This is a genomic window from Zhongshania sp. (genome assembly GCF_041623545.1).
Lineage (GTDB): Bacteria > Pseudomonadota > Gammaproteobacteria > Pseudomonadales > Spongiibacteraceae > Spongiibacter.
In genome coordinates, this window is record NZ_JBFJWS010000022.1 from 1 (window position 1) to 17731 (window position 17731).

Genomic DNA, 17731 nt, shown 5'->3' on the forward strand with positions numbered 1-17731 from the left:
GCTAACGCTCCGGCGGTAACAAAGCCTTCGTTAGGCCCGATTACAGGAGTTTGGTGGCGATAACTACTTAGTAAAACACCTCTTACTGTTTGGTGGTTGTATATGCTCGGTTCCGGAGTAGCGAGTAATACATCGCTATTTTGTATTGCTTTATTTATTGTACGTAAATTATTTTTTTCTGTTTTAATAATAAAAAATTTTACATTTTTAAAAATTTTTTCCTCCTCTCTGATTAAATGTTCATACTCATCATTAAAGTACGGTACGCTAACAATAATTTTTTTCTTAAATATTTCAGTTAATAGTAGAAGTTGTCTATGCAGTGATTGATCAGAAAATAACGCAGCTGATTTGTTTTCTTTGATTTTATTGAAGCTAATAGAGTTAACATATAATCCAAATTTCGCCTGGTAAAAATCTTCTTTAAGAAGAGGCAGTAATTTATCCGATACGATTATTAATATATTTCCTCGTTGATTTTCAGAAGGTATATTTTTTATGTAGGTTTTTACCGAAAACAAGTCGATTTCAGATAGCTTTTTTGAGATGTATTCTAGTTCTGGGTTTTCTGTAGGCAATATTAGGTCAATCACAGGTCTTTGCATTTCGGCAAAAACCTGTGAAATTATTAAAATAAAAAATACTATTCCATATATGATATTTTTCAAGAGACGTATCCTTGGCCCTTGTACTTGTCAGTAACGCAATGTTATCGAAATATATTGCCTTAGCTTGTTGGTATAAATATTGTCCCGTAAAAGTTCACTGTCGTTATCATGACGATATTGACTGCTATAGCGTAATTCCAATTCCGCTGAACTAATGTTAACTGTTTTCGTTAAATTAAGATCTGTTCTTGAAAACTTATTTTGTGATGTACCAATTTCTTTGGCGAAATATTTTGTTAGTGAAATTTGAGTGTCGGGTTTGTATTGGAAACTCAGCAAAAGACTGGCGGAGTTTCGAGGCGTAAACGTCGTCTCAGTATCAGTATTCGAATCGTCTTCAATATATGCGTAGCTAGCGTGAAAAAGCCATTGATGATTTGGCCTATAGTCTATTTCGGTTTCTATTCCCTGTTGCTTGAGATAACTGTCATTGACTGGGTCAAATCTGTCGAGGGATATTGAATTGGACATTAGTTGTTTCAAGTGGTCGCTGAAAATTTTCACATCCCATTGTAAGTGCTTGTTGTTAAAATTCCCGTAATAGCCGATTTCTCTGGATTGGATTAGTTCCGGCTTAAGTGCTGGGTTGCCCTTTGCTGACTGCAGCAATACGGCGATATCGGGGCCGCCATTTGTGGGTCTCACATTACGACCGGTATAGGTCCAGTTTGCAGACGTTTCTAGTAAGTCTGGTGTTCTTATCGCCTCAGAATAAATAAACCTGAAACTATTATTTTTGTTTAGGTGGTAATGAAAAGCTAAGCGAGGCGAGAAATTTTTTCCTATGTCTTCCTGGTACTCATAGGATCCGCCGCTGTTAACGGTAAATTTGTCAGATATTTTTTTTTCGAAATTATAGAAAAATTGATAATTATTACTTTTAACGGTTCCGCCATAATAGGTTTCTGAGCTAACCCGAGATTGCTTAAGATGAACGCCCGCAACACTGGTTAGGCTGTCATTCCAAATATAGGTGTCTTGAAAATCAAGATCATGACGATTGACTTGCTGATCCTCGTTGGCATCGACAAGTATAAAGGGGGCTGGATTATCGCTTAAATTAGTATAGAAAGGCGGAATTTTTGCGGTCCAGCGGTGTACTTGTTGCTGCCCTGAAAAATCATATTGAATTTTAATGTGGTGGAAAATTGATAGTTCATTTTCTATTTTTGACGAAAAATAATAATCATCGACCTCGGTGTCGGGTGAAGTAACATCAATATCTGAATAGTCGTCGCTCACTCGACCTTCTTTGTATCCTAAGCTTAAACCGAGGCCGGTGTTTTTGAATTGGCGTTCGTACCGAGTGTTGATGAGTTGTACAGTTTTACTGTCTAAACGATCGGTGCCATTCTTTTTGACATCAAAGCCATCGTCGTGACGACTTGCAATAGTTAGTCGATAGTGGCCACCTAAGTATTCGTCGGCGTGACTGATTCGATAATCTTCGGTTCGTTCTGAACCCCGCTTTGCGCTAGCCTCAATATAATCAATGTCACTTGGGTGACGCGTGATGATGTTGATTACACCAAGAAAGGCATTAGCGCCATAACTCGCCGTTGATGGGCCGCGTACCACTTCAATACGTTCGATATCTTCGATAGTGATGGGGATATCATTCCAATCTACTGTCGCGAGGCCGGCTTGGTAGACGGATCGGCCATCGATTAATACTTGCATTCTTCGTGAATCACGATAGTTGCTGCCATGATAGCTAACAACATAATTCCAGCCGTCGCGGGCGCCAACGGAGGTTCCGGGGATAAGCCTAAATAATTCAGGAATTTCCCGTAAACCGGATGCGTTGATCATAGCGCGGTCTATAACGCTCACGCTTGCCGGTACATCGGTACGATTTTGTTTCAGTCGTGCTGGTGTTAGCACGATGGGCAAGTCTTCATTTTCGAGAAAGCTCGCTTTTAGCGGTGTTGAAATACTAAGAATGATTATGCCGAGCGGGATAATGTTAATACTAAAGGCACGGTACATCAGCTATCCTTGTTTTTTTTAGATAGTATTCAGTGTAGCGTTAATTGTGGGATTTTGACTATTGCTAGAATGGCTTATAGTGCTTATTTTCCAATACAAAAGCTGGAAAATATTTTTCCGAGAAGGTCGTCGGAGCTAAATTCCCCAGTAATTTCGGCGAGTGCTTGCTGGGCTAATCGTAACTCTTCGGCGAGCAATTCTCCGGCGTTGTAGTGCAATAGTTGCTGTTCACCGTTATTTATATGCTCGCGGCCGCTAATAAGCGCTTCGATATGGCGCCGCCGGGCGATATAGGGAGTATCGCCGTCATGGTATCCGACGCAGGATTTTAAATGGTCGCGGAGTAGCTCGATACCTTCGGCGTGTTTAGCTGAAAGGTAAATGCGGGTGATCTCGCGGTCATCGATTTCAATGCGGTGGCCGGAAAGGTCACATTTATTGTAGATAATACTGAGCTTGTCTTGGTCAATAAATGGACGGAGCTCGCTGGGTAGCTCTTGGTCTTCCGGCAGGGCGTGCTGGCTATCAATTACTAATAAAATACGGTCGGCTTTAGCTATTTCAGCCCATGCTCGTTTGATGCCTTCTTGCTCGACAATATCGTCGCTGTCTCTCAGCCCTGCCGTATCGATAATATGTAGAGGCATGCCGTCGATGAGAATGTTCTCTCTTAGTACATCTCGGGTGGTGCCGGCGATATTTGTGACAATGGCTGACTCTCGACCAGCGAGTGCATTTAAGAGACTGGATTTTCCGGCGTTAGGCTTACCGGCGATGACGACGGTCATACCTTCGCGGAGAATACTGCCTTGCTTGGCTGAGGAAAAAACCTGTTCGAGATTTTGTTTTATGTGGTTCAGGTCGTTGGCGACTCGACCATCGCTGATAAAATCGATTTCCTCTTCAGGGAAGTCGATAGCGGCTTCAACGTAAATGCGCAGCTGGGTAATGGCCTCGACGAGTTTGTTTATTTCTTTGCTGAACTCGCCTTCTAAAGAGCGTAGAGCCTGGCGAGCGGCTTGTTCCGAGGCACTGTCGATAAGATCGGCAATTGCTTCGGCTTGGGCGAGGTCGATTTTATTATTGAGGAATGCTCGCTCAGAAAATTCACCCGGTCGCGCCATTCTAGCGCCGGCTTTGATGACTTCGCGCAATAAGCAGTCAAGTATAACGGGGCCACCGTGGCCTTGTAGTTCGAGGACATCTTCACCGGTGAAGGAGTTCGGTCCAGGGAAATACAGCGCAATACCCTGATCTAGGCTGCGAGGTCCCGCCTCACTTGCCTCGTAAAAGCTACCGTAGTGTGCGTAGCGCGCCTTTAAGTCCTGTTTGCCAAGAAGTCTGTGGCCGATTTCTTGAGCCTTTGGACCTGATACCCTGACGATGCCTACGCCACCCTTTCCGGGCGGCGTGGCGATTGCTGCAATGGTGTCTTGGTAGCTGGTGAGCATGGCTACATCAGCGGGTCGGTAGCCCACTCTTCTCTATACGCTTGGTGATAAAGTACTGTTGAATAATTGACAGCGTGTTATTCACCACCCAGTACAGGACTAAACCGGCAGGGAAAAATAGGAAGAAGAAGGTGAAAACCACAGGCATCCACTGCATGATTTTAGCTTGCATTGGATCTGGCGGTGGCGGATTCAGACGCTGCTGGATGAACATCGATACGCCCATTATTAAAGGCAGTATAAAGTAAGGGTCCATTGCGGATAAATCCTCAATCCATAGGATAAAGGGGGCGTGACGCAACTCAATACTTTCCATTAGTACCCAATACAAGGCCATAAAGACTGGCATTTGCACAAGCATTGGTAAACAGCCACCAAGCGGGTTAATTTTCTCTGTTTTATACAGTTCCATCATCGCTTGAGACTGTTTTTGGCGGTCGTCGGCATAACGCTCTTTGAGCTCAACCAGCTTGGGCTGTACTTTGCGCATATTGGCCATTGATGTAAATGCTTTGGCGTTGAGTTGGAAAAAGGCTGCTTTTACCAACATTGTTAGGCCAATGATCGCGAAGCCCCAGTTGCCAAGTACGCCGTGAATTTTGGTGAGGAGCCAGAATAAAGGTTGCGCAATCCACCAAAGAAAACCGTAGTCGACAGTCAATTCTAAACCGGGCGAGATTTCTTGTAAGCGATACTGGTCTTTCGGTCCAGTGTAAAACGAGCTGGCAACGCTTCCCTGGCTGTGGGGCGCAACGGTAACGGGGGCGCTAGTAACGCGGGCGATATTAACACCCTGTTTGGTAACAATGGTGCTGAGTTCATTGACGCTATCTGGGTTCGGTATCCAAGCACTTAAAAAATAATGTTGGATAATACCGATCCAGCCACCATCTACCGCTGTTTTTAGCGGCTTGTCTTTCATTTTTTCGAAAGCCAACTTGCTGTATTTGTCTTCGTTGTCGGCATAAGCCACGCCCATAAAGGGTTTCATGGCAAACATACCGCCCTCGCCGTCAACGCTAGGGTCGCTGCTGTTCCCCCGTTTCAACTGGCCAAAGAAACTGGCCTGGAATGGGGCATCACTTTGGTTGTCGATTAAATACTCAATTTTGATCAAGTATTCACCGCGGGTGAAGTGAAAGCGTTTAATAATTTTTACTTGGTCGCTGTATTGATAGTGTAGATCGACATTAATGGTGTCGTTGCCGTCGCTCAGTTCGTAAACATCAGTAGTAGCAGTAAATTGCGGGCGTCCTTTGGATGTGTCGGTCGCATTTTGGCCAATTAAACCGCTTTGGGCGATGTAGTCGCGCTTTTCGTTACTTTCGAGAATTACGAAGGGTTCGTCGGATTCGAGGTCTGTTGTGTAGGCCGGTAAGCCCGCGTAGACAATATCGCCACCGTGAAGATTGATTTTTATATTTAAGACATCGGTATTGACTGATAAGTAGCCGCTGCTAGTCGTGGTTGCGGCTGGTAGAGCACTGCTGTTGTCTTGACTCAGTATCGGTAAGTCGCTGTCACTGCTATTGGCGGTAACGGGAGACGCGACACCCTTGGCTGCGGTGGCGCTCGCGATAATAGTCTCAGGCCCTTCAAAGTTTTTCCACTCGATCAATAACATAAAAGAGAGTGCAGCGATGGCGGCGATAAGGAGATAGCGCTGAATATCAATCATTGCTTGAATGCCTTGAAAGGTTGAGTTCGTTTGGGTGACAGTGGCAGGATGGTACAGGATCGTAGCCGCCGCTGCTAAAGGGGTGACAGCGGAGTATGCGTTTAACGCCTAAATAGCTGCCACGTAGTGCACCGTGGTGTTTAATAGCTTCTATAGCGTAGCTGGAACAGCTGGGATAAAAACGGCAATGCGGAGCCATCAGAGGACTGATAAACAGGCGGTAGAACGAAATGCAGGCGATAAGCAACCGCTGCATAGTATTTAACCCTCTCGCTGACGGAAGCGTTTTTCAGCTCGTTTTTCTAATTGCTGCCAAAGCTGACTACAGATTTCTTGCATTTGCGCATTATCTAGTTGATCAAGGCCACGCCGAGCAAGCACGATAACATCAATACCCTTTAGATTGTGTTGATAGTGTCTGAAGGTTTCTCTGATGTTGCGCTTTACTCTGTTGCGCTGAACGGACAGGCGCACATTTTTCTTGGCTATCACTAAACCCAAGCGAGGTCGATCTAGATCGTTTTTCCGAGCTAAAAATAAAATTTCAGCGGAAGAAACTTTCAGGCGTGACTCATCGAACACCGCTTGGTATTCGCTGGCATTTAGCAGACGCAGTGTTTTTTCAAATTGAAAACTCACTGCTTTGCCAGTGATATTACAAATCTAAGGTTTAAGCTGACAGTACACTGCGGCCTTTGGCGCGGCGACGGTTGATCAGTTTACGGCCGTTCTTAGTTGCCATGCGTGCACGGAAACCGTGGCTGCGGGCTTTTTTCAGATTGCTTGGTTGGAATGTTCTTTTGCTCATGATCTCGGACCTTGACTAAATTAGCCGACCTATTCAGTCGGCGCTGTTTGGTTTCGTAAATCCAATACAGCGAAAAATCGGATCGCGAATTTTAGTGGACATTGGGTTTAATAGCAATCATTTGTGGTGCAGGGGGCTATTACTATCACTTAATTTGCGTCTGGGTAAATTGGCACAACTTACTAATAGCTTATCCACAGTTGTTCAATCTAGTTATCCACAGTCTGCGTGAAGTTTAGGATTTCCGGTGTTGGTGTCCCTTGTCTTTCTTATCATGTTGAAAAAAAAGAAGTTTTTTGGATTCGAGGAAATTATATTTTACTTATTGTGTGGATAACTTTGTTATTGGAGGGTAGAATACTTAATCATAAAAACGGCGTAATTAGCGTTTTAGTACGTCCCAGTCCCTATTGTGACTTTCTGCTAATTGCCCTGCTGTTTGGTGTTATTTCAAGTTTTTTACTTCGTTTATTGTTTTGGAGAACCGTGTTGTCAGAAGCTACTTGGCAGAAATGTATTGCGCATTTGCAAGACGAGTTGCCAGCTCAGCAATTTAACACCTGGATTAGACCGCTTCAGGTAGAGCTTGCTGGGGATCTGATTTCACTCTCTGCGCCGAATCGCTTCGTTCGAGACTGGGTAAACGACCGATTCTTTGCGCGTATTATAGAGCTTGTTGCCGAATTATCGCCGTCAGATCGTAAAATGGCGGTAGAGTTAGGCGTTGTCGATCGTCAATCGCCTCCCTCACGGAATGCGCCGCCGGTTCGTAACACTGGCTCGCGTCCGCTGTCGAGTCAGCCGTTAAATCACCAGAGTGCCGGAACGCACGCGCAGGGATCACCCCAAAATGGGACCAATCTTCCCCCGTCCTACCCAGAGCCAGTGCTTGCTAAACCCTCTACTCCTGCAATTATTACCTCTCCCCAGATTATAACGGGTCAGCGCCAGGTTGAAGTTGAGGGTGGAATTCGTCATCAAAGCTCATTGATGGAGGGGTATACCTTCGATACTTTTGTAGAAGGTAAGTCCAATCAGTTGGCGAGGGCCGCTGCTAGCCAAGTAGCGAGCAATCCGGGCCGGGGTTATAACCCACTATTCTTGTATGGTGGTGTTGGTTTAGGTAAAACCCATTTGATGCATGCGGTGGGTAACTCGCTAATGCAACAAAACCCAAATGCAAAGGTTGTTTATCTGCATTCGGAGCGTTTTGTGGCTGATATGGTAAAAGCCCTGCAATTAAATGCGATAAATGAATTTAAACGCTATTACCGCTCGGTAGACGCGTTGTTGATTGATGATATTCAGTTTTTTTCTGGCAAAGATCGGTCGCAGGAGGAGTTCTTTCACACCTTTAATGCCTTGTTGGAAGGTGGTCAGCAAATGATATTAACCTGCGACCGCTACCCAAAAGAGATTAAGGGCTTAGAGGAACGCTTGAAGTCGCGCTTTGGTTGGGGGCTTACTGTTGCCGTTGAGCCACCTGAGTTAGAAACCCGGGTTGCGATCTTAATGAAGAAGGCAGAGCAGGATAAAACAGACCTCCCTTCTGACGCAGCTTTTTTTATCGCTCAGCGTGTACGTTCGAATGTTCGCGAGCTTGAGGGCGTGCTTAAGCGCGTTATCGCCAGCTCTCGCTTTATGGCAAAGCCAATAGATATTCCGTTGATAAAGGAGTCCTTAAAGGATTTATTGGCGCTTCAAGATAAGCAGGTAAGTTTGGATAATATCCAAAGAACCGTTGCTGAGTATTACAAAATTAAAATGGCTGACCTGATGTCGAAGCGCCGAAGTCGGTCGGTAGCTCGCCCGAGGCAGGTTGCTATGGCCTTGTCCAAAGAATTAACCAACCACAGCCTGCCGGAAATCGGCGAAGGTTTTGGCGGCCGGGATCACACAACGGTCTTGCATGCGTGCAGAAAAATAAAGGAATTACGCGAGACTGACGGTGATATGCGAGAAGATTATCAAAATTTGATCCGCTTGCTTACAAGCTGATGTCTTAATCTAGCTATATATAATAAAGTAATACAATGGTCGGGTGTTATTGGTGGGAATAGTTTTAAGGCCACCAACCTTGAGATTTACGATAAGGAACAGGAACCGAAAGCATGAAATTTTCGATTTCGCGGGAAGCGTTGATTAAACCCTTAAACTTAGTGGCGGGTGTGGTTGAGCGTCGACAAACACTGCCTATTTTGGCTAATGTCCAGTTGGTGTTAGCTGGTCAAGAGTTAGCGCTAACCGGTACAGATCTCGAAGTGGAGCTTATCGGTCGGGTGCAGTTGCCTGAAGGCGCAATACAAAGTCTGGGGGAAATTACGATTCCAGCTAAGAAATTAGTGGATATTTGTAAAGCACTCCCAGATGGCTCCGATATTAGTCTGCAGCTAGATGAGCAAAAATTGATTATAAAGTCGGGCCGCAGTCGTTTTCAGTTGTCTACCCTACCCGCCAACGACTTCCCTAGCGTAGAACAAGCGAAAGGCGGTCAGGTATTCAAACTTAAACAAGGCGAGCTCAAACGGCTAATAGAGCGTACTAGTTTTGCGATGGCGCAGCAGGACGTTCGTTATTACCTAAACGGTATGCTCTTTGAGCTTACTAATGGTCAGCTGCGTTTAGTTGCTACTGATGGTCACCGTTTGGCTATGGCCACCTATGTGGGTGATATCAACGTTGAGCAAGGTGCACAAGTCATCGTACCTAGGAAAGGTGTAGTAGAGCTAGCGCGCTTGTTGATAAATGAAGATGAAGAAGCGGAAGTAATTGTCGGCAGTAATCATATTCGCGTTATTACGACAGACTTTACTTTCACCTCCAAGCTCATCGACGGTAAGTTTCCAGATTATGAGCGGGTATTGCCGCGTGGTAGCACTAAGGTCGTTTTGGGTTCGCGGGCGGATTTACGTCAGGCGTTTGCGCGAACGGCTATACTTTCGAATGAAAAATACCGCGGTATTCGTATGTTATTAAGCAGCGGCGAATTACGGATTGTTGCCAATAACCCAGAGCAGGAAGAAGCCGAAGAAACTGTCGCGGTAGACTACCAGGGTGAGAATTTAGAAATTGGCTTTAACGTAAGCTATTTACTTGATGTGTTGTCTGCTATTCACGGCGAAACAGCGAAATTCTCTCTTTCTGATGCTAATAGCTCGGCATTGGTCGAGGAATCAGATGGAAGTGATTGTCAGTACGTTGTTATGCCAATGCGGCTTTAATCTTGAGCCAAGTTTGCTATTACTAGTTGTCTGGTTTTTATTAACCGGCTTATCAAAAAGGGGCTTGTTATTAGCCCCTTCGCCCTCCCCCGAATTCCCTGGATCCATGCGGTGTTGATTTAAGTGCGTATACGTAAACTCAACATTCATAATTTTCGAAATCTAAAGTCGACTAGCTTGCTGGATCTGAGCGATTTTAATTTTATTCACGGCCTTAACGGGAGTGGGAAGACGAGCATTTTGGAATCGGTCCATACCTTGGCGCTCACGCGGTCTTTTAGATCAAGAAAAATGCAGACAGTTATCTCATTTGATCAAGATGCGTTAACCGTGCGCGGTGAGTTAGGCACTATAAAGCACGGCGATACGGGTGGGCTCTCATGTGCTAACTCGGCCGAGAACGTATCATCTATAGGGGTAAGGCGTTCTCGTCGTGATCTCGTGCTTGTTAAAGTGAATGGGGAAAAGCTTGGTTCAGTGGGCCAGTTGGCTGGCGTACTGCCAGTGCAAGTTATAAACCCTGCGAGTTTTGAATTATTGGAAGGAAGTCCCGGTGTAAGACGTCAATTTCTAGATTGGGGAGTGTTCCACGTGAAACATTCTGGCTTCTTCGAGTTGTGGCCGCGGTACCGGAAGGCGCTACAACAGCGTAATTCTCTGCTCAGACGTGGTAATATAGGGGCTTCGGTGCTGGCGCCCTGGGATGCTGAGTTGGCCTCGACAGCAGGGCTTATAACCGCTGCGAGAAGACAGCATTTCGAAGAGCTCGCGACTGCTTTTGATGGGGTTTACCGTAAATTATTGCTCAATAGCGTTTCTAGTACAGGCGAGGCGGCGGGCGCGGTACCAGCGCTGAGTTTTGAATTTTATGGCGGCTGGAAGGACTTCGATACCGTAGCGTATGGGGAGTTTCTTCAATCAGAGCAAGAGCAGGATATAAGAGCGGGTTTTACTCGACACGGGCCACATAGGGCTGATGTCGATTTAAAATGTGGTCGACTACGGGCAGGTGAAGTTCTCTCTCGTGGTCAAATAAAAACCATTGTTTGCGCATTAAAGTTGGCACAATCAAAAGTACTGTTAGCACAAGGGATTCCAACAGTATTTTTGATTGACGACTTAGCTGCCGAGCTTGATGAAGCACGTTGTAGAGCGGTATTTTCTGAGCTCGTTGATTTAGATGTTCAGGTCTTTGCTACGGCTCTAAAGGCCTCTGACTTGCACAATGATTGGTGTGGAAGCAAAACCTTAAAAAGGTTTCACGTGGAACATGGTTTTGTCAGTACGGTGATGTAATGGCGCTAGGAGTATAAAGCTCTACCGGCACTGTTGATTATCTGCCTGAAATTGCAGGTAGTTACGATGTGTGTGTCGAGCTTGCGACTTGGAATTGGAATTGGAATAGGCAGTCTTTGCTGCAGCACAACAATAAGTTCTCGCCTGTTGGCAGGCGTATGAGGTTTTATAAATGACTGAGAATAAAGCTTACGATTCTTCGAGTATCAAAGTGCTTAAAGGCCTAGATGCGGTAAGGAAACGCCCTGGTATGTATATCGGGGATACAGATGATGGATCAGGCTTACATCATATGGTGTTTGAGGTTGTTGATAACTCTATCGACGAAGCGCTCGCGGGCCACTGCAGTAAAATTAAGGTTGTTATCCACGCTGACGAATCTATCTCAGTGTCTGATGATGGACGAGGAATACCCACGGAAATGCATGATGAGGGCGTCACCGCTGCCGAAGTCATAATGACCGTGCTTCACGCAGGCGGTAAGTTCGACGACAATACTTATAAAGTGTCCGGTGGTTTACATGGTGTAGGTGTTTCTGTTGTAAACGCACTTTCTGAAGAGTTGATGTTAACAATTCGTCGTGGCGGGAAAGTGCATGAACAGCTATATAAGCACGGTGTACCCCAAGAACCATTGAAAGTGATTGGTGACACTGAGCGAACAGGCACCGAAATTCGCTTCAAGCCTTCTGCCGCCACCTTTACGAATATTGAATTCCATTTTGATATTTTGGCAAAGCGTATACGTGAGCTCGCCTTTCTTAACTCGGGAATTAAAATAGAGTTACTTGATGAGCGTGATGGAAAGACCGAAAGCTTTTGTTATGAAGGCGGGTTAAGCGCTTTTGTAGAGTACTTAAACACCAATAAAACACCGGTTAATAAAGTATTTCACTTCACCGCCGAGCAAGAAGGTGTTGTTGTAGAGGTCGCATTACAGTGGAATGATGGCTTCCAAGAAAACCTTTATTGCTTTACCAACAACATTCCCCAGCGTGATGGCGGTACGCATTTAGCTGGTTTCCGGGCAGGCTTAACCCGAAATTTAAATACCTATATCGAGCGAGAAGGTTTGGCAAAAAAGGCCAAGATTGCCACAACGGGGGATGATGCCCGTGAAGGTCTTACCGCCGTGGTGTCGGTTAAAGTACCAGACCCAAAATTCTCCTCACAAACTAAAGATAAGCTGGTTTCTAGCGAAGTTAAGACCATTGTTGAGCAGGCAATGACCGCGAAATTTGGCGACTTTCTAATGGAAAGCCCTAATGAAGCGAAGCTGATTGTACAGAAAATGATGGACGCCGCGCGGGCGCGCGAAGCAGCGCGTAAAGCTCGGGAAATGACCCGCCGTAAAGGCGCACTCGACATTGCAGGCCTGCCGGGTAAGCTAGCTGATTGTCAGGAAAAAGACCCAGCGCTTTCTGAACTTTACCTAGTCGAGGGTGATTCTGCTGGTGGCTCCGCTAAGCAAGGTCGCGACCGTCGCACCCAAGCTATACTGCCGCTTAAGGGTAAAATCTTAAACGTTGAAAAAGCGCGTTTTGATAAAATGATTTCCTCTGTCGAAGTCGGGACTATTGTCACCGCGCTTGGCTGCGGTATTGGTAAAGACGAATTTAATCTCGAGAAACTACGGTACCACAGTATTATTATTATGACGGATGCTGACGTCGATGGTTCGCACATTCGCACCCTCCTCCTGACCTTCTTCTTTAGGCAGATGCCGTCGTTAATTGAGAATGGTCATATATTTATTGCTCAGCCACCATTATTTAAAATTGGGCGTGGAAAGCAGCACCAATACTTAAAAGATGAGCCAGCATTCGCGAATTATTTAACTCAAAATGCGCTTGAGGGAGCAGCTCTGTATGTAAACCCAGAGGCTGCACCGATTAATGGTGCAGGTTTGGAAGAGTTAATAACGCAATATCGAAAAATTGACGGAATTATCAATCGCCTATCACGTTTGTACCCAGCCGGTATCTTGCGGGAGCTTACCTATCTTCCTCGTTTGGCAGTGGAAGACTTGGCAGATCGCGCTATAGTCGCAAAATGGTGTGAGGCATTGGCTGAGGTTACTGTCGAACTAGAACAAAAAGACCAGCAGCACCGTTATGATGTTCGCATAATGGAAGACCCTGAGCTGCATATATTCTTGCCGGGCGTGGATATTATTTCCCACGGAGTAAGTGATCACTATCTTTTCGGGCGCGATTTCTTTAAGTCTGCCGATTATCAGGCAATATTAAGCCTCGGTGACAGTATCAATGGCTTGCTTGAAGACGGCGCGTATATTCAGCGCGGTGAAAAACGCCTTGAGGTCACCGAGTTTGATGAGGTAATTACTTGGCTAATGGCGCAGGCAGAACGTGGTCTGAATGTTCAGCGCTATAAAGGCTTGGGTGAAATGAATCCAGAGCAGTTGTGGGAAACGACTATGGACCCCGAGGCGCGGCGTATGTTGCGAGTGACAATTGAAGATGCGGTGGCCGCTGATCAAATTTTCACCACTTTAATGGGTGATCATGTTGAGCCTCGTCGTGAATTTATTGAGACTAATGCACTTAAAGTTGCAAACCTCGATATCTAAATAGAAAAAGATTGCCCAGCCTTATAAGAGGCTGGGTCTTTCCCGCCAGAACTTCCCTCTTCTTCTGTTATGCCTCGGATTTATTGCGCGGGTTCGTCTTATTATTGCGTGCGTGGCCGTATTCGCGCTAGAAAATGGACGGAGCTGTTGGTTAAGACATTTGCGCACATTGGTCTTCAATCCAGTTTTCTACTTCTAGCGTAAGCTCTCGGCTTTCTCTATCGGTGCTGGCAATCGCATCCCCGATAACGAGGGTTACGGTGCCGGGACGGATGAGCATGCTTTTAGCGGGCCAAATAACGCCGCCATTGTGAGCGATGGGAACTACTGCTACCCCAGCAGCAATGGCAATACTTGCGCCACTGCGGGCATAGCGTCCCCTCACACCAGGTAAGGTTCGGGTGCCTTCTGGAAAAATCAGTAGGCTATAGTTGTTTCGTAAACGTGCCAAGCCTTTATCGTTCAGCTGTTTCATCGCTGCACGGGGATTGCTACGATCTATACCAATGGCATTCATAAAGCGCAGTGCCCAACCAAAAAACGGTATATTCAAAAGCTCCCGTTTTACGACAGTGGCAACCGGAAAGAGGCTCCACTGTAAATAAAAGGTTTCCCATTGGCTTTGATGTTTGGCCATGGCAACAAATGGCCGATCCTTGGGTAATGTTCCCCGAACTTCCGTTTTTACCCCGCAACAGACCCTAAGTAAAAAAATAATCGCGGCATTACCTAAAACAAAATAGCGCCCGCGTATGTGAAAGGGTAAAAACCAAGTGAAAATTATGCCGCTAAGGCTAATAAATATAGTGACAAAGCCAAAGCCGATAAAAAACAGCGCCGAACGAACCGCGCAGAGTGATTTTGCAAAAAGCGTCATCAATAATCCTGTCCGTAAACTGAAATACACCTATTTTAATGCGACGCCACCTAAAGCGTTTAAAAGTAGATGGCGTATGCTGTTTACTTAGCGGCAACTAGCTGGGAAATGTCTGCCACTTCAAGAAACAAACCCTGTAGCTGCGTTAGCAGCGCTAGACGGTTGTTCCTAAGGGCTGGGTCATCTGCGTTTACCATAACAGTATCAAAGAAATCGTCTACAGCTGACTGTAGGCCTGCTAGCGACTTTAAACCCTCCTCAAAACGCGCTGCTGCAAACATCGGTGTGACAATAGCTTGTTGGGCATTAAGCTGCTGGGCAAGGGTTTGCTCGGCAGCCTCTATTAGCAACGTGGAATTTACGCTTGCTGGTATCGTTCCTTCCGCTTTCGCCAAAATATTCGACACGCGCTTGTTTGCTGCGGCAAGCGCGGCAGCTTCCGGTAGTTTGGTGAATGCCTGCACAGCATTCACGCGTTGATCTATATCCAGTGGCTTGGTTAGCGCTTTCGCGTTGACCGCCATGAATACTTCCGCAGAAATGCCATTATCCTCGTAGCCCGCTTTCAGTCGCTCCAAAATATAATTAAGCACCGTCTCGTGGAGCTGGTCGTTCGCGCTAATGGATTTATGCTGAGCAATGGCCAAGGCGATTAATTGCTGTAAATCTAGATCGTGGCCATTTTCCGTGATCAATCTTAATACCCCAAGCGACGCTCGGCGCAATGCAAATGGGTCTTTTGAACCTGTGGGTATTTGACCAATAGCGAAAATACCACAAATAGTGTCGAGCCTATCTGCAAGGGCGACAATCGTACCGGTAAGAGTCGTTGGCAGAACATCCCCAGCGAAGCGCGGCATATACTGTTCATTCATTGCTAGTGCGACGTCTTCAGCCTCACCATCATTTTGAGCGTAGTAATAGCCTGCAATACCCTGCATATCGTCAAACTCTAGAACCATCTCCGTGACGAGATCACTCTTGCAAAGTGTGGCTGCCCGAACAGCGCTAGCGGGATCGGTATTTAATAGCCCGGCAATAGCCTGGCTTAACGCCGCTACACGTTCTGTCTTATCAAAAATGGTTCCCAATTTCGCTTGGAAAACAATCGTGCGTAATTTTTCGCGGCGATTTTCTAAGCTAACTTTACAATCAGTTTCAAAGAAAAATGCTGCGTCGCTTAAGCGGGGCCGAATAACACGCTCATTACCGTCGATAACCTTTTGCGGCTCGCGACTTTCAATATTCGCGACGGTGATAAAGTTCGGCATAAGCTTGCCGTTAGAATCTACGACGTGAAAATATTTTTGATGCTCTTTCATGGAGGAAATCAAGGCTTCAGGCGGCACTTTCAAAAAACGTTCTTCAAAGCTACCAGCGAGCGCTACAGGCCATTCAACAAGGGCAGTGACTTCATCTAAAAGCGCCGGGTCTATGACCGCCGTGCCGCCTAAACTTTCGCCCAAGGCTATGACTTGTTGGCGAATATCTTGTTGGCGGATTTCATAGTCAGCAATGACTTTGCCTTGCTCACGTAAAATAGTTTCGTAGGAACCGGCGCTGCTTATGGTTAAGTTCTCATTACAATGGAAGCGATGTCCGCGGCTGAACTTGTCAGAGCGCAAATCAAAAATCGTTTCGGCGATTGCCTCTTCACCATAGATAATACACAGCCACTGAATAGGTCTAACAAATTCGGCACGCGAAGCGCCCCAGCGCATACGCTTAGCAATTGGTAAACTGGCTAAAGCATTATTAATTAATTCGCCGAGCACAGCTTTGCTTTCGGCGCCACTGACAAGACTGCGTAAGCAAAGCTTGTCTTGTTTACCATCGTTGGCTATATGATTTTGCAACTCATCAATATTGAGCTGATTTTTTTTCGCGAAGGCAATTGCCGCGTTGGTTGGCTTACCCTCGGTGTCAAAAGCCACTTTGGCGGGTGGCCCCCAAACTTCTATTTCCCGATCAGGTGCCCGCTCAGTTAGCTTGCCAACAAGTACCGCCAAGCGACGCGGGGTCGCGAAACTTTTGATTTCTGTGAAGGTGAGCTCTTTGCTGATGAGCTGACTGGAGATACTTGCAGTGAAGGCGGCCGACAAAGTTTTTAACGCTTTTGGGGGAAGCTCTTCTGTGCCTATTTCTATTAGTAAATCGCGTGCGCTCATTGCTTGTTCTCCTGTGCAGCGGCCAGTACTTCATCGCGCAGGTGTTTGGGCGCAAGGGGGAAGCCAAGTTTTAGGCGGGCATCGAAATACGCCTGAGCTACTGCACGGGCCAAGCTGCGTACTCGTAAAATAAAACGCTGTCTTTCGGTCACAGATATCGCGTGGCGTGCATCCAGAAGGTTAAAGGCATGGGAGGCCTTCATCACCATTTCATAGGCTGGCAGGGGCAAACCTTTTTCGATCAGACGTTCGCTTTCGCCCTCGCAGTGATCGAACTGGGCAAATAATTGCTCGACGTTTGCCTCCTCAAAATTAAAATGCGACATTTCTACTTCATTTTGGTGGAAGACGTCCCCGTAGGTGACATCGCCATCGGGGCCCTTGGTCCACACCAAATCATAAATACTATCTACACCCTGCAGGTACATGGCGATGCGCTCTAAGCCGTAGGTAATCTCGCCGCTAACTGGGTAGCACTCTAGTCCACCAACTTGTTGGAAATAGGTGAACTGGGTAACTTCCATGCCGTTAAGCCAAACCTCCCAGCCCAAACCCCAGGCGCCGAGAGTTGGGGATTCCCAATTGTCTTCGACAAAGCGAATATCATGAACTTCGGGGTCAATGCCAAGCATTTTCAGGGAGTCTAAATACAGATCCTGAATATTGGCTGGCGATGGTTTCATAATGACTTGGAACTGATAATAGTGCTGCAGACGATTGGGATTGGTGCCGTAGCGGCCGTCGGTCGGCCGCCGACAGGGCTGAACATAGGCCGCGTTCCAAGTTTCAGGGCCAATTGCCCGTAAAAAAGTAGCGGGGTGGAAGGTGCCGGCACCAACCTCCATGTCCAGTGGCTGCAGTAACACGCAGCCGTGCCCGGCCCAGTATTGTTGCAATGCCAAGATTAGCCCTTGAAAGGTGCTGACGTCTGCCTTGCTCACGGTCTTCCCCATAGAATAAACAAAGACAGGAATTATACAGAGTT

General features: G+C 46.3%; 14 protein-coding genes. 4 read left to right on the top strand and 10 right to left on the bottom strand.

The window, feature by feature from the left end; genetic code table 11:
- The 7 genes from ABYT30_RS04875 to rpmH form a co-directional block, all read right to left on the bottom strand.
- Positions 1-668, bottom strand: a 668-nt coding sequence (locus ABYT30_RS04875) for a hypothetical protein (protein WP_373095479.1), incomplete at its 3' end; no start/stop codon positions are given.
- A gap of 27 nt (positions 669-695) precedes the next feature.
- Positions 696-2657 (bottom strand): TonB-dependent receptor plug domain-containing protein, encoded by a 1962-nt coding sequence (locus ABYT30_RS04880; RefSeq protein WP_373095480.1) that lies wholly within the window; start codon positions 2655-2657, stop codon positions 696-698.
- A gap of 83 nt (positions 2658-2740) precedes the next feature.
- Positions 2741-4108, bottom strand: coding sequence for a tRNA uridine-5-carboxymethylaminomethyl(34) synthesis GTPase MnmE (gene mnmE, locus ABYT30_RS04885; RefSeq protein ID WP_373095500.1), 1368 nt, complete (start codon positions 4106-4108; stop codon positions 2741-2743).
- Between the two features lie 7 nt (positions 4109-4115).
- Positions 4116-5786 (bottom strand): membrane protein insertase YidC, encoded by a 1671-nt coding sequence (gene yidC / locus ABYT30_RS04890; protein ID WP_373095481.1) that lies wholly within the window; start codon positions 5784-5786, stop codon positions 4116-4118.
- Entirely contained in the window at positions 5779-6042 is a 264-nt protein-coding gene (gene yidD / locus ABYT30_RS04895; protein ID WP_373080304.1) for a membrane protein insertion efficiency factor YidD, read from the bottom strand. Before yidD ends, yidC begins: the two co-directional genes overlap by 8 nt.
- Positions 6043-6047: 5 nt before the next feature.
- Positions 6048-6425, bottom strand: a complete 378-nt coding sequence (gene rnpA, locus ABYT30_RS04900) for a ribonuclease P protein component (RefSeq protein ID WP_373080302.1) — start codon at positions 6423-6425, stop codon at positions 6048-6050.
- Between the two features lie 31 nt (positions 6426-6456).
- Entirely contained in the window at positions 6457-6594 is a 138-nt protein-coding gene (gene rpmH, locus ABYT30_RS04905; protein WP_373080300.1) for a 50S ribosomal protein L34, read from the bottom strand.
- A gap of 489 nt (positions 6595-7083) precedes the next feature.
- Between rpmH and dnaA the strand changes: the two genes are divergently transcribed.
- The 4 genes from dnaA (at position 7084) to gyrB (ending at position 13701) form a co-directional block, all read left to right on the top strand.
- On the top strand, positions 7084-8592 hold the full coding sequence (gene dnaA, locus ABYT30_RS04910; RefSeq protein ID WP_373095484.1) for a chromosomal replication initiator protein DnaA: 1509 nt from the start codon (positions 7084-7086) through the stop codon (positions 8590-8592).
- A 113-nt stretch (positions 8593-8705) separates the two neighbouring features.
- Complete coding sequence (gene dnaN, locus ABYT30_RS04915; RefSeq protein ID WP_373080297.1) at positions 8706-9815, top strand: DNA polymerase III subunit beta; 1110 nt, start codon at positions 8706-8708, stop codon at positions 9813-9815.
- 123 nt (positions 9816-9938) lie between these two features.
- Positions 9939-11111, top strand: coding sequence for a DNA replication/repair protein RecF (recF, locus tag ABYT30_RS04920; protein ID WP_373080295.1), 1173 nt, complete (start codon positions 9939-9941; stop codon positions 11109-11111).
- A 172-nt stretch (positions 11112-11283) separates the two neighbouring features.
- Positions 11284-13701: a DNA topoisomerase (ATP-hydrolyzing) subunit B gene (gene gyrB, locus ABYT30_RS04925; protein ID WP_373080292.1), complete on the top strand. Its 2418-nt coding sequence runs from the start codon at positions 11284-11286 to the stop codon at positions 13699-13701.
- 151 nt (positions 13702-13852) lie between these two features.
- On the opposite strand, the gene ABYT30_RS04930 is transcribed toward gyrB, so the two are convergent.
- The 3 genes from ABYT30_RS04930 to glyQ all read right to left on the bottom strand — a co-directional run bounded on the left by ABYT30_RS04930 (position 13853) and on the right by glyQ (position 17687).
- Positions 13853-14578 carry a lysophospholipid acyltransferase family protein gene (locus tag ABYT30_RS04930; protein WP_373080290.1) on the bottom strand — a complete coding sequence of 242 codons (726 nt, stop codon included), beginning with the start codon at positions 14576-14578 and terminating at the stop codon, positions 13853-13855.
- Between the two features lie 83 nt (positions 14579-14661).
- On the bottom strand, positions 14662-16746 hold the full coding sequence (gene glyS, locus ABYT30_RS04935) for a glycine--tRNA ligase subunit beta (protein WP_373095487.1): 2085 nt from the start codon (positions 16744-16746) through the stop codon (positions 14662-14664).
- Positions 16743-17687 carry a glycine--tRNA ligase subunit alpha gene (gene glyQ, locus ABYT30_RS04940; RefSeq protein WP_373080286.1) on the bottom strand — a complete coding sequence of 315 codons (945 nt, stop codon included), beginning with the start codon at positions 17685-17687 and terminating at the stop codon, positions 16743-16745. Before glyQ ends, glyS begins: the two co-directional genes overlap by 4 nt.
- Between the last annotated feature and the right edge of the window lie 44 nt (positions 17688-17731).